The sequence below is a fragment of the Rhizobium esperanzae genome (assembly GCF_002204185.1).
Taxonomy (GTDB): domain Bacteria; phylum Pseudomonadota; class Alphaproteobacteria; order Rhizobiales; family Rhizobiaceae; genus Rhizobium; species Rhizobium esperanzae.
In genome coordinates, this window is sequence record NZ_MXPU01000005.1 from 313052 (window position 1) to 325834 (window position 12783).

10 protein-coding genes are annotated in these 12783 nt (G+C 63.0%); 7 read left to right on the top strand and 3 right to left on the bottom strand.

Annotation, left to right across the window (positions count from 1 at the left end; all coding sequences use genetic code 11):
* Positions 1 to 31: 31 nt before the first annotated feature.
* The 3 genes from xdhB to B5E41_RS09915 all read right to left on the bottom strand — a co-directional run bounded on the left by xdhB (position 32) and on the right by B5E41_RS09915 (position 4824).
* Positions 32 to 2371, bottom strand: a complete 2340-nt coding sequence (xdhB, locus tag B5E41_RS09905) for a xanthine dehydrogenase molybdopterin binding subunit (RefSeq protein WP_088393151.1) — start codon at positions 2369 to 2371, stop codon at positions 32 to 34.
* A gap of 181 nt (positions 2372 to 2552) precedes the next feature.
* The gene (xdhA, locus tag B5E41_RS09910) at positions 2553 to 4019 is read right to left on the bottom strand and encodes a xanthine dehydrogenase small subunit (protein ID WP_088393153.1); all 1467 of its coding nucleotides are present in this window, start codon (positions 4017 to 4019) and stop codon (positions 2553 to 2555) included.
* A gap of 28 nt (positions 4020 to 4047) precedes the next feature.
* Positions 4048 to 4824, bottom strand: coding sequence for a 3-hydroxybutyrate dehydrogenase (locus tag B5E41_RS09915; RefSeq protein ID WP_088393155.1), 777 nt, complete (start codon positions 4822 to 4824; stop codon positions 4048 to 4050).
* A 256-nt stretch (positions 4825 to 5080) separates the two neighbouring features.
* Here B5E41_RS09915 and glpK point away from each other — a divergent pair, with 256 nt between their 5' ends.
* The 7 genes from glpK to B5E41_RS09950 all read left to right on the top strand — a co-directional run bounded on the left by glpK (position 5081) and on the right by B5E41_RS09950 (position 12777).
* Positions 5081 to 6574, top strand: a complete 1494-nt coding sequence (gene glpK, locus B5E41_RS09920) for a glycerol kinase GlpK (RefSeq protein WP_088393157.1) — start codon at positions 5081 to 5083, stop codon at positions 6572 to 6574.
* Between the two features lie 276 nt (positions 6575 to 6850).
* Entirely contained in the window at positions 6851 to 7225 is a 375-nt protein-coding gene (locus B5E41_RS09925; protein ID WP_085860185.1) for a YciI family protein, read from the top strand.
* A complete protein-coding gene (locus B5E41_RS09930; RefSeq protein ID WP_088393158.1) occupies positions 7222 to 8481 on the top strand; it encodes an RNA polymerase sigma factor in 1260 nt (419 codons plus the stop codon). Before B5E41_RS09925 ends, B5E41_RS09930 begins: the two co-directional genes overlap by 4 nt.
* A gap of 89 nt (positions 8482 to 8570) precedes the next feature.
* A complete protein-coding gene (locus B5E41_RS09935) occupies positions 8571 to 9038 on the top strand; it encodes an SRPBCC family protein (protein WP_085860183.1) in 468 nt (155 codons plus the stop codon).
* 406 nt (positions 9039 to 9444) lie between these two features.
* A complete protein-coding gene (locus B5E41_RS09940; RefSeq protein ID WP_088393267.1) occupies positions 9445 to 10506 on the top strand; it encodes an LLM class flavin-dependent oxidoreductase in 1062 nt (353 codons plus the stop codon).
* Positions 10507 to 10588: 82 nt separating this feature from the next.
* On the top strand, positions 10589 to 11347 hold the full coding sequence (gene map / locus B5E41_RS09945) for a type I methionyl aminopeptidase (protein WP_088393160.1): 759 nt from the start codon (positions 10589 to 10591) through the stop codon (positions 11345 to 11347).
* Between the two features lie 245 nt (positions 11348 to 11592).
* Positions 11593 to 12777, top strand: coding sequence for a YbfB/YjiJ family MFS transporter (locus tag B5E41_RS09950; protein ID WP_170965847.1), 1185 nt, complete (start codon positions 11593 to 11595; stop codon positions 12775 to 12777).
* The last annotated feature ends 6 nt before the right edge of the window (positions 12778 to 12783 follow it).

Here is a 12783-nt window from a genome sequence, read left to right on the forward strand (position 1 = left end):
CTGCCCATACAACAAATCAGCCGGACGCATCCTACACCCGCTTCATCCGCTCCACCGCCATCAGCACCCGCTCCGGCGTCGCCGGGGCGTCCAGCCTCGGGCAGACCTTGTAATCCGCGACGCTCGCCACGGCCATCGACAGGGCTTCCAGCACCGAGATCGCCAGCATGAAGGGCGGTTCGCCGACCGCCTTGGAGCGGCCGATCGTGGCCTCGGCGTTCTCCGACCATTCGGCAAGCCGCACGTTGAAGATTTTCGGACGGTCGGAGGCGAGCGGGATCTTGTAGGTCGATGGGGCATGGGTGCGCAGCCGGCCCTTGTCGTCCCACCAAAGCTCTTCCGTCGTCAGCCAGCCCAAGCCTTGCACGAAGGCCCCTTCGACCTGACCGAGGTCGATCGCCGGGTTCAGCGAGCGGCCGACATCGTGGAGGATGTCGGTGCGGTCGAGCAGATATTCGCCGGTCAGCGTATCGATCGAGACCTCGGTGCAGGCGGCGCCATAGGCGAAATAATAGAAGGGCGTCCCGCGCCCAGCCTTGCGGTCCCAGTGGATCTTCGGCGTCTTGTAGAAGCCGGCCGCGGAAAGCTGGACACGGGCGAAATAGGCCTGCTTGATGAAATCGGGGAAGGAGATCTCGATCTCGCCGACGCGCACGCGGTTCGGCAGGAAAACGACGTCGGAAGGCGCCACCTCCCATTTTTCGGCGGCAAAGGCCACCAGACGTTCCTTGATCTGGCGGGCGGCATCAAAGGCCGCCATGCCGTTCAGGTCCGAGCCGGAAGAGGCGGCGGTGGCCGAGGTATTCGGCACCTTGCCCGTCGTCGTCGCGGTGATTTTCACCCTAGAGATATCGACCTGGAAACTGTCGGCCAGCACCTGCGCCACCTTCGTGTAAAGGCCCTGGCCCATTTCGGTGCCGCCGTGGTTCAGGTGGATCGAGCCGTCCTGATAGATATGGACGAGGGCGCCGGCCTGATTGAAGGCGGTCATGGTGAAGGAGATGCCGAATTTGACCGGCGTCAGGGCGATGCCTTTTCTGATATAGCGGCTGTCGCGATTGAAGGCGATGATGGCGTTGCGCCGCGCCCGGTAGTCGGCCGTTTCCTCCAGCTCCTCGATGACACGGGCGATGATGTTGTCCTCGACCTCCTGATGGTAGGGCGTAAGGGTCCGTCCGGAGCCCGGTTGGCCGTAGAAATTCAGCTTACGGATATCGAGCGGATCCTTGCCGAGGGCATAGGCGATCTCCTCGATGATGCGCTCGGCACCCAGCATGCCCTGTGGCCCGCCGAATCCGCGGAAGGCGGTGTTGGAGACGGTGTGCGTCTTCAAGGGTTTCGACTGCAGATGCACATGCGGATAAAAATAGCTGGAATCGGCGTGGAAAAGCGCCCTGTCGGTCACCGGTCCCGAGAGGTCGGAGGAAAAGCCGCAGCGGGCCGCATAAGTCGCATCGACGGCGTGGATACGACCTTCAGTGTCGAAGCCCACCTCGTAATCAACGAGGAAATCGTGGCGCTTGCCGGTGGCGCTCATATCCTCGTCGCGGTCGGGACGGAACTTTACGGCGCGGCCGAGCTTCTTGGCGGCGATCGCCGCAAGGGCTGCGAACTGGTTGCCCTGCGTTTCCTTGCCGCCGAAGCCGCCGCCCATGCGGCGCACATTGACGGTCACCGCGTTGGAGGGGATATCGAGCACATGGCCGACGATATGCTGGATCTCGCTCGGATGCTGCGTCGACGACCAGACGGTAACCTCGTCATCCTCGCCCGGTATTGCCACGGCGATATGGCCTTCGAGATAGAAATGCTCCTGGCCGCCGATGCGCATCTGCCCCTTCAGACGCATGGCGGCGTTCGGCATTTCCGTTTCCGACTCGCCGCGCTGAAGCGTCATCGGCGTAATGACCAGCGGAGAGCCATTGGCGAGCGCGCCGTCGATATCGTGCCAGTGCGGCAGGTCGCGATAGTCGATCTTCGCCAGCCGCGCCGCGCGCCGCGCAGCGTCGCGTGTTTCGGCGATGACGGCAAAGATCGGTTGGCCGTGGAACTGAACCAGAGTTTCGGCGAGCAGCGGCTCGTCCTGGCTGCCGTTGGAACTGGTGTCGTTGACGCCGGGCACGTCCTTGCCGGTGAAGGCCCAGACGACGCCGGGATAGGCGGCGACCGCGGAAAGATCGATGCTTAGGATTTCGGCGTGCGCCCGATCGGAAAGGCCGAGCGCTCCGTGCAGCAGGCCTGAGGGCTCGGGAATATCGTCGATATAATCGGCGGTTCCGGTGACATGCTTATGCGCTGAATCATGCCGCAGCGAGCCGTGCATGGGGCCTGAGATGACGACTTTGGGATCTTCGAAGGTGGATTTGTCCATTAGATGGCTCCTTCGAGAGGAGATGTTGCGGCATGCGGCCCCCTCATCCGCCCTTCGGGCACCTTTCCCCCGAGGATAGAAGGGGGAAAGGCGACGGCGCGGCACTCCCTTCTCCCCAGCGGAGAGAAGGTGGCGGCAGCCGGATGAGGGGGGTGGTTTGCGCAAATATGAACCGTCTTCATCACGCCACCTCCTCGAACCGCTTCAGCTCAGCCGGCGCGCCCACCGTTTCCAGATAGAACCGCGTCAACAAATTCTTCGCCGTCAGCTGGCGGTATTCCGCCGTAGCGCGCCAGTCGGTGAGCGGCTGGAAATCGGCGTCGAAGGCTGGGCGGGCCGCTTCGATCGTTGCTTCCGCCCACGGCCTGCCGATCAGTTCGGCCTCCACCGTCCGGGCGCGTTTCGGCGTTGCCGCCATGCCGCCGTAGGCGATGCGGATGTCGGTGACGATCTCCGCGTCGTCGAGGGTCAGCAGGAAGGCGCCGAGCACGGCGGTGATGTCCTCGTCGCGGCGCTTGGTGATCTTGTAGGCGGCAAAGCGGCTGGTTGCCTTGGGGTAGGGCACGAAGACGCTTTCGACGAACTCGCCTGGCCTGCGGTCCTGCTTGCCATAGGCGATAAAGAAATCCTCGAGCGGCATTTTGCGCTGGCCTTCGAGGGAGCGCAGCGTCAACGTCGCCCCGAGCGCGATCAAGGGTGGCGGACTGTCGCCGATCGGCGAGCCGTTGGCGACGTTGCCGCCGATCGTGCCCATGTTGCGTACCTGCTCGCCGCCGATGCGGTCGATAAGCCGCCCGAGCGCCGGAATCTTTTTGGAGATCGCCGCGAAGGCGCCGGTATAGCTGACGCCGGCGCCGATGGTGATGCCGTCCTCGATCTCCGTGACCGACTGCAACTCGCTCAAGTGATTGATGAAGACGACGGGACTCAGCCGCCTCATCTGCTTCGTGACCCATAGGCCGACATCGGTCGAGCCGGCGACCACGGTCGCGTCGGGCTCTTCGGAGAGACTTTCGGCGAGCGCTTGAAGCGACGCCGGCACGATCAGCCGGTCCTCCCCGCTGCCAATCTCGATCGTGCCGCTCGCCTGCATGGCCCAGAGGCGCGCAATTATTTCCGAGCGTGTCCGCTCCAGCGGGTCGAACAGCGCGCTCGGGCGCGTCAGGCCCACCTGCTCGGCAGCCTTGACGATCGGCTCATAGCCGGTGCAGCGACAGAGATTGCCTTGCAGCGCCTTTTCGATCTCCCGGCGGCCGGGATTTTCCTTCGTCAGCCACAGCCCGTAGAGCGACATCACGAAGCCCGGCGTGCAGAAGCCGCATTGCGAGCCGTGGCAATCGACCAGCGCCTGCTGCACCGGATGCAGCGCACCGTCCCGGCCGGCCAGATGCTCGACCGTCACCACGTGCGTGGCGTGCAGCGACCCCATGAAGCGGATGCAGGCATTGACGGATTCATAGGCGAGCTTGCCGTCCGCTAGCCGCCCGACGAGCACGGTGCAGGCGCCGCAATCGCCCTCCGCGCATCCCTCCTTGGTGCCGGTCAGGCGCCGCTTCAACCTGAGAAAATCAAGAAGCGTCTCGGTTGGCCCGACATCGGTAAGCGCAATGTCGTCGCCATTCAGGATGAAGCGGATGCTGTCGTTCATGATATTCCCGGTTGTTTTTTCCAAATGGTTAGGCTGCGGTCCAGCCACCGTCAATCGAGATGTGCGTTCCGGTCACCTGCCGGGCGGCATCGCTCGCAAGGTAGAGCGACAGCGCGCCGATCTCCTCAGCCTTGACGAATTCACGCGTCGGCTGCGCCTTCAGGATGACCTCGCTCTTCACCTGTTCCTCGGTCATGCCGCGGGCCCTGGCGGTATCCGGTATCTGCTTCTCGACGAGCGGCGTCAGCACGTAGCCCGGGCAGATGGCGTTGACCGTCACGCCGAATTCGGCAAGTTCCAGCGCCGCTGTCTTCGTGAGGCCTAATATACCATGCTTTGCTGCGACATAGGCGGATTTGAAGGGGGAGGCGACGAGCCCGTGGGCCGAGGCGATGTTGATGATGCGGCCATGCTTCCTAGCCTTCATCAGCGGAATGGCGGCGCGCATGGTGTGAAAGGAGCTCGACAGATTGATGGCTATGATCTGATCCCATTTCTCGATCGGGAAATCCTCGATCTTCTCGACATGCTGAACGCCGGCATTGTTGACCAGCACATCGACGCTGCCGAAGGTCTTTGCCGCCGTTTCGATCAGATCGGTAATCTCGGCGGGCTTGGTCATGTCGGCCGGATGGTAGATCGCCCGGGCCTTCGACACTGATTCAAGCCGCGCGACGATCGCCTTGATTTCACCGGCATTTCCGAAACCGTTGATGACAATATTGTCGCCGGCTTCGGCGAAGGTGGTGGCGATCGCAAGGCCGATGCCGCTGGTGGAACCGGTGACGACGACTGATCTGCTCATGCTGTTTCTCCCTGAATGCCGATGCTGCGTCGCAGCGTTAGCCGCGAGGTTATTCCCAAAGCCGGCTGGCTGGCAATTCCGCTTTATTGGCTTTTCTCGCTCGCATCCGTGTCCTATTGATTTGTCATGATAATCGGCGTGGAGCATTTCCGTTTTTCTCCGAATCACGGAAATGCTCTATCTCTTTGTTCCACGCAATTCCGGACCCAAAACTGCTGCGCACTTTTGCTGGAATTGCTCTAGGGAGAGGGATTTCATGAGCGGATATGTTCTGGCGATCGATCAGGGAACGACGTCGACACGGGCGATTGTTTTTGATGGCGACATGCAGGTCGTCGGCAAGGGCCAGAAGGAATTCACCCAGATCTATCCGCGCTCCGGCTGGGTCGAGCATGACCCTGAGGAGATCTGGGATTCGGTCGTCGCCACCGTCAAGATGGCGCTACGCGAAGCGAAGCTGACGGCGAAGGACATCGCCGCGCTTGGCATCACCAACCAGCGCGAGACCGTGGTCGTCTGGGAGCGCGAGACCGGCCGGCCGATCCAAAATGCCATCGTCTGGCAGGACCGGCGCACGGCAAGCTATTGCGACAACCTGAAACGGCAGGATCTGGAGCGGGTTTTTACCAGGAAAACCGGCCTCATCCTCGATCCCTATTTCTCCGGCACGAAGCTCTCCTGGATGCTCGCCAACGTGAAGGGGGCGCGGACGCGTGCGGCCAGAGGCGATCTCTGCTTCGGGACGATCGACACGTTCCTGATCTGGCGGCTCACCGGCGGCAAGAGCTTCGTGACCGACGCGACCAATGCCTCACGCACGCTGATGTACAACATTGCCGAAAATGCATGGGACGAGGATCTGCTCGACATTCTGAGAGTGCCGGCCGCCATGCTGCCTGAGGTCAAGGACTGCGCCGCCGATTTCGGCACGGTCGATCCGGAGATTTTCGGCGCCGCGATCCCGATCCTTGGTGTCGCCGGCGACCAGCAGGCGGCGACCATCGGTCAGGCCTGCTTTGCGCCCGGCATGCTGAAATCGACTTACGGCACCGGCTGTTTTGCGCTGCTCAATACCGGCGCCGATATGGTGCGTTCGAAAAACCGGCTGTTGACCACCATTGCCTACCGCCTGAACGGCGAGACGACCTATGCGCTCGAAGGTTCGATCTTCATCGCGGGTGCTGCCGTGCAATGGCTGCGGGACGGGCTTCGCATCATCGGTAATGCCGCCGAGACCAATGTGCTTGCCGAAAAGGCCGATCCGACGCAGGAGGTCTATCTCGTCCCGGCCTTCACCGGCCTCGGCGCGCCATATTGGGATGCCCAGGCGCGCGGCGCGATTTTCGGGCTGACGCGCAACAGTGGTCCAGCGGAGCTTTCCCGCGCGGCGCTCGAAGCCGTCTGCTACCAGACCCGCGACCTGCTCGACGCCATGCAGAAGGACTGGAAGAACGGCGCCGAGGATACGGTGCTCCGCGTCGACGGCGGCATGGTCGCCTCCGACTGGACGATGCAGCGCCTCGCCGACCTGCTCGACGCCCCGGTCGACCGCCCGGTGATCCTGGAGACGACGGCGCTGGGCGCAGCCTGGCTCGCCGGCAGCCAGGCGGGGGTCTGGCCTGATAGGGACGGCTTTTCGGCGACGTGGAAACGCGATCGGCGGTTCGAGCCCGACATGGACGAGAAGGCGCGGGCGGCAAAGCTCAAGGGCTGGAAGAATGCGGTCAGGCGGACATTGAGCGAGGGGTGACGAAAGGACAGGTGTTCCTGTCAGCTCAACCAGTTCTCGACATCGCGGGCCGTATACCACTGCAGCGACGAAGATGCCCTAAGGCATGAGTTCGTAGATTGCGACATAGCGCCCTTCAATGAGAATCCGCGCTGTCAGACTCAACTCAGGGCGTGGCGAGCCCATGTGCGGGTGCTCGGCGGCAAGCAGATGGCGCTTCCACTTCGTCAACAATTTTTTGATGCGGTCTGTCGGGTAAGCGGTTACTCCTTCGTCATTCGGAAAGAGGAGTGACCGATGCTTTATGCAATCCTTTGTTACGCCCATGAGGAAACCGTCTTCGCCTGGAGCAAGGAGGAGGAGGCTGCCGTCATGGAAAAGCTTTACGCCGTGCAGGAGCCGCTTGCCAAAGCCGGCAAGCTGGGGCCTGTCGGCCGGCTGATGCCGACGACGGCGGCGACGACCGTGCGCAAGGGCAAGGACGAAGCTCTCGTCATCGATGGGCCTTTCGCGGAAACGAAAGAGGCGCTTCTCGGCTTCTACGTCGTTGATTTCGATACGCTGGAGGAGGCAGTCGCCTTCTCGAAACAGCTATCCGCCGTCAATCCCGGCTCCACCTCTTACGAAATTCGGCCTTTCTACGTGTTCAGGCCGGGAGATGCTGCATCATGACCGACATTGCCTGGATCGACCTCGCGCTTGCCTCTGCCCGCCCGAAGGCGCTCGGCGCGCTGTTGCGCTATTTCCGCGATCTCGATACCGCGGAAGAGGCGTTCCAGGAGGCATGCCTCAGGGCGATCCGGACATGGCCGGAAAAGGGGCCGCCGCGCGATCCGACGGCCTGGCTCATTTTCGTCGGTCGCAACAGCGGTATCGATGCGGTGCGCAAACGCTCAAAGCTCCAGGCGCTCCCGGATGAGGACGTCATTTCCGATACCGAGGATGCCGAAAGCGATATTGCCGAGCGGCTGGACGATTCCCACTATCGCGACGATATCCTGCGGCTTCTCTTCATCTGCTGCCATCCCGATCTGCCGGCGACCCAGCAGATCGCGCTGGCGCTGCGCATCGTGTCCGGCCTTTCGGTACCGCAGATCGCGCGCGCATTCCTGGTCTCCGAAAGCGCCATGGAGCAGCGCATCACCCGGGCCAAGGCGCGTGTCGCGAAGGCGGGCGTGCCTTTCGAAACGCCGAGCCCCGAGGAGCGGGCGGAGCGGCTTTCGATCGTCAGTACCATGATCTATCTGATCTTCAACGAGGGCTACAGTCAGGCCGACCCTAGACATGAGGCGGCAGCCTTCAGCGACGAGGCGATCCGGCTCGCGCGGCTGATGCTGCGGATCTTTCCCGCCGAACCCGAACTGATGGGACTGCTCGCGCTGATGCTTCTGCAAATCTCGCGCCGGCCAGCGCGGTTCAGCGCCGAAGGCGAGATCGTGCTGCTCGAGGATCAGGACCGCTCTCTCTGGGACCAGCTTTTCATCAACGAGGCCCTGGCGCTGCTCGACAAGGCGCTGCGCCACCGCCAACCCGGACCTTATCAGCTGCAGGCGGCCATTGCCGCCGTTCATTCCCGGGCAAAGCGGGCTGAAGATACCGACTGGGTCGAGATCGATCTGCTGTATCGCGCGCTGGAACGCATTCAGCCATCGCCCGTCGTAACGCTCAATCGCGCGGTCGTTGTTTCCAAGCTGCGCGGGCCGCAGGAGGCGCTGGATCTCATCGATCCGCTCGGCGAGAAACTCGACGGTTATTTCTATTATCATGGGCTGCGTGGCAATCTCTTGAAGCAACTCGGCCGCCACGGTCAGGCTCGCGAAGCCTTCGATCGCGCCATCGCGCTTGCCCATTCGGCGGCGGAAGCCGCCCATATCCGCCGGCAGATCGACAAGATGCAGGAAGAGGCGGCGCAGCCGATTGCAAATTAATTTCGGCGTGCCGTCGGAACGGCGAACTTCGACACGTCCTTGTAATAACCTGAAACCAACGGGTTTCACTCAAACGGAGAGATGTTGAAATGACCGCCAGCACGCAACATGAACTCGTCCTTGTTCGCGAATTCGACGCTTCGCGCGAGAAGATTTACAAAGCCTGGACCGATCCGGAGCTGCTGAAGCAATGGTTCGTGCCGCGCCCCTGGGGTGTGGCGGAAGCAACGCTCGACGTGCGGCCCGGCGGCTCCAGCGTCGTCGTCATGCAGGATCCCGAGGGCAATCAGTATCCGAACCGCGGCGTCTATCTGGAGGTCGTCGAGAACGAGAAGATCGTGTTCACCGACGCCTATAGCAGCGCCTGGGTACCGTCGGAAAAACCCTTCTTCACCGGCGTCATCCTGCTCGAAGACCTCGGCAACGGTCGCACGAAATATACGGCCAAGGCGCTGCACTGGCGCGCCGAGGACAAGGAAGCGCACGAGAAGATGGGCTTCCATGAGGGGTGGGGCAAAGCTGCTGATCAGTTGGCGGAGCTGCTGGCGAAGATGTGAGCGGCGGGGCGTGGCGCTTCAGGTAAGGTCTGAGGCGGCTTGGAAGATGATTCCGCCGGTGGCTGGAAGTCGTTGAATTCAGATTCGAATTGGTGGTTCGGGTTCGTGCTTCGGTCGCGGCTCCGGTGCGCGTGACACCCCCCTCTGCCCTGCCGGGCATCTCCCCACAGGTGGGGAGATCGGCAAGCGGGTGGACCGTCGCTCCCTCTCTGCGACAGGGCAGAGGGGGTGGCCACGGCGCAAAGACTCCTTGTCGTTTCGCCGATCAAGCTCGGTCGACAATAACACGTTCGCGAAAATCACCGCGCCGCCTATCAAGATTCTCGAACAATCCGTTCCACAATTTGTATTTGCGCTCCATCACCGCCATCCTTATCTCCGGATCGAGTTCAACAGGATGCCGACGATGGAACTGGGTCTTTACACATTCGCCGATGTCAATCCCAATCCCTCCCGCAGTAAGGGAGCTGAAGGGGCCGAGCGGCTGAAGCATCTGATCGAGGAGATCGAGCTTGCCGATCAGGTGGGGCTCGACGTCTTCGGGCTCGGCGAACATCATCGGCCGGATTATGCGGTATCGGCCCCCGCCGTGGCGCTGGCCGCCGCGGCCGTCAAGACAAAAAACATCCGGCTGACCAGCGCCGTGACTGTGCTCTCCTCCGATGATCCGGTGCGTGTGTTCCAGCAGTTTTCGACGCTTGATCTGATTTCCAACGGCCGTGCCGAGATCATGGCAGGGCGTGGGTCTTTCATCGAGTCCTTCCCGCTGTTCGGCTACAACCTTGAGGATTACGATCAGCTTTTCGAGGAGAAGCTCGATCTGCTGCTGGCGTTGCGCAAGGACGAGACCGTCGCGTGGAAGGGTGAGCTTCGCGCGGCGATCAACGGACGCGGTGTCTATCCCAGGCCGCTGCAGGATCCGCTGCCGCTCTGGGTCGCGGTCGGCGGCACACCACAGTCTGTGGCGCGCGCCGGAGCGCTCGGACTGCCGGTGGCGCTCGCGATCATCGGCGGCGAGCCGCGCCGTTTCGCGCCGCTCTTCGATCTCTACCGCGAGGCTGCGCGCCGGGCAGGGCAGGATCAGGCGAAGTTGAAGACCAGCATCAATGTCCATGGCTTCATCGCCGACACGACGGAGAGAGCCGCTGACCAGTTCTACGGCCCGCAGGCCGAGGTGATGAACCGTATCGGCCGCGAGCGCGGCTGGGGACCGACGAGCCGAGCGCATTTCGATCTGTCGCGCGGGCCGAACGGCGCGCTCTTCCTCGGCGATCCGGAGGCGGTTGCGGAAAAGATCATCGCCCATCATGCGATATTCAAGAACGACCGCTTCCTGCTGCAGATGGCGATCGGCCTGATGCCGCATGAGCAGATCATGCGCGGCATCGAGCTCTACGGCACGAAAGTCGCGCCGATCGTCAGAAAGGCATTGACTGAAAGGGGTGAAGGGGCGAAAGCCACGGCCTAATTAGTGCAACTCCTCAGCGCGTCCTCCCGGACGCGTGCTCCAAGACGGCTGCGGCCGTCCCGCGCAAGGCGGGAAGAGACGAATGGTAATCGCAAACGACGATGAACTGACAAAGCTCAAGGAGATCGGCCGGATCTGCGCCAACGCCATACAGGTGATGGCGGCGGCGATGGAGCCCGGCATGACGACGCTCGAGCTCGACCGGATCGGCCGCAAGGTGCTCGAGGATTCCGGCGCGCGCTCGGCGCCGGAGTTCTGCTACCAGTTTCCCGGCGCCACCTGCATCAGCGTCAACGAAGAAATCGCCCACGGCATTCCAGGCGCGCGTGTCATCCAGGCCGGAGACCTGATCAATATCGACGTCTCGGCGGAAAAGGATGGCTTCTTCGCCGATACCGGCGCTTCCTTTGCGATGCCGCCGGTCAAGCCGAAGATCGAACGCCTCTGCCGCGACGGCAAGCGGGCGCTCTGGGTGGGCCTTAATCAGGTGAAAGCGGGCGAGCCGCTGGCAAAGATCGGCACCGCCGTCGGCGCTTTCGCGCAGAAGAACCGCTACACGCTGGTCGCCAATCTGGCGAGCCACGGCGTCGGCCGCTCGCTGCACGAGGAGCCGGCCGAGCTCTCGACCTGGCCGGACCCTTCGGAAAAACGCGTGATGACGGATGGCCTCGTCTTCACCGTCGAGCCGTTTCTTTCGCTCGGCGCGACCTGGGCCGAAGGCGGCGACGATGCGTGGACGCTCTATGCCGATCCGAAGGCGCCGACCGTGCAATTTGAGCACACGGTGGTTGCGACGCGGAACGGACCGGTGATTCTGACTTTGCCGGATGGGCGGGGGTAGGGTTTCATCGTCAGCGCACCCGCTCGTCCTTCGAGGCCTCTGCGGGGCGCCTAGCGCGGCATCCTCCAAAGCCCCTCATGTTGAGGTGCGCGGCCCATAGAACGAAGCCTCGAAGCACGCCGCAGCGCCGCTCCTTGCATCATCGAACTCGGAGCGCTCACCTCATCCGTCGACTTTCGCAGAATTGATCGATCGATCAGAAATACTCGTTTGTGGCGATCGTGCTGCGGCGCGATAAGCGGTGCATGCTTTCCCGCCCCCCTCGCTCCCCGCCGAATCTCGTCTCTACCGCCGCTGCCGGCGCCGTCGCCATGGCGGCGGCCATGGGCTTCGGGCGTTTCTCTTACACGCCGATCCTGCCTGGCATGATGAGCGGTGTGCCGCTTTCTGCGGCGGATGCCGGCTTTATCGCTTCGGCCAATTTCGTCGGTTATCTCGTCGGCGCCGTGCTGGCGGCCTATGGCTGGGCGGCGGGGCGCGAACGGCTGGTGGCGCTCTTGGCACTGCTTGCCAACGCGATCCTGCTCGCCGCCATGGCGGCCACCGATTCCGTCGCGATCTTTGCGGTCATCCGGTTCCTGGCCGGCCTTGCCAGCGCCTTCGCAATGGTTTTCACCTCGTCGATCGTGCTCAGCCACGGGACTGCTGCCGGCAATGACCATGTGCAGGCGGCGCATTTCGGGGGGCCGGGTGCGGGCATCGCGCTTTCGTCGGTCATGGTGCTGCTGATCGGTCTTGGCTTTCACGACGAGCCGGGCGGCTGGCGCGCCGATTGGATCGGCGGGGCGCTCTATTGCGCGGCAAGTCTCGCCATTGTCTGGTGGCTCTTGCCCGTGGCGCCGGCGCAATCGCTGCAGACGGGCAAGGAACCGGCGCTCAACTGGAGCCGGCCGATGGTGCTTGTCACGCTCTCCTACGGCCTGTTCGGCTTCGGCTACGTTATCACGGCGACCTTCCTCGTCACCATCGCACGCATGGCGGCGACGGGGGCTTTCGTCGAATTTCTCTGCTGGTTCATTGCCGGTGTGACGGCGGCGGTGGCGCTGTTTGCCTGGAAGCCGTTGGTCAGGCCGCTCGGGCTCGGCGGCGTCTATGTCGCGGCGCTCTTCATCGAGGCGGCCGGTGTGCTCGCCACCGTAGCGCTGCCGCCCTCGGTCGCGCCGCTGATCGGCGGTGCGTTATTCGGAGCGACGTTCCTTGCGATCACAGCCTACGGACTGCAGATCGGCCGCAAGCTTTCGCCCAAGAGCCCGCGGCGGATCCTGGCGATGATGACAGCCGCCTTCGGCGTCGGCCAGATCGTCGGGCCGATTGTTGCCGGCTGGATTGCCGAACGCTCGGGCAGCTTTACCCTGCCGACGGTGATCGCTGCCGCAGCACTTCTTGTCTGCGCGGCGCTCGTAATGCCCGTCATCAGGAAAGTCGCCTAACCGGTT

Excerpts from the sequence above, each read along its gene's own strand:
- xdhB (WP_088393151.1), bottom strand. The coding sequence starts at position 2,371 with ATGGACAAATCCACCTTCGAAGATCCCAAAGTCGTCATCTCAGGCCCC.
- xdhA (WP_088393153.1), bottom strand. The coding sequence starts at position 4,019 with ATGAACGACAGCATCCGCTTCATCCTGAATGGCGACGACATTGCGCTT.
- B5E41_RS09915 (WP_088393155.1), bottom strand. The coding sequence starts at position 4,824 with ATGAGCAGATCAGTCGTCGTCACCGGTTCCACCAGCGGCATCGGCCTT.
- glpK (WP_088393157.1), top strand. The coding sequence starts at position 5,081 with ATGAGCGGATATGTTCTGGCGATCGATCAGGGAACGACGTCGACACGG.
- B5E41_RS09925 (WP_085860185.1), top strand. The coding sequence starts at position 6,851 with ATGCTTTATGCAATCCTTTGTTACGCCCATGAGGAAACCGTCTTCGCC.
- B5E41_RS09930 (WP_088393158.1), top strand. The coding sequence starts at position 7,222 with ATGACCGACATTGCCTGGATCGACCTCGCGCTTGCCTCTGCCCGCCCG.
- B5E41_RS09935 (WP_085860183.1), top strand. The coding sequence starts at position 8,571 with ATGACCGCCAGCACGCAACATGAACTCGTCCTTGTTCGCGAATTCGAC.
- B5E41_RS09940 (WP_088393267.1), top strand. The coding sequence starts at position 9,445 with ATGGAACTGGGTCTTTACACATTCGCCGATGTCAATCCCAATCCCTCC.
- map (WP_088393160.1), top strand. The coding sequence starts at position 10,589 with ATGGTAATCGCAAACGACGATGAACTGACAAAGCTCAAGGAGATCGGC.
- B5E41_RS09950 (WP_170965847.1), top strand. The coding sequence starts at position 11,593 with ATGCTTTCCCGCCCCCCTCGCTCCCCGCCGAATCTCGTCTCTACCGCC.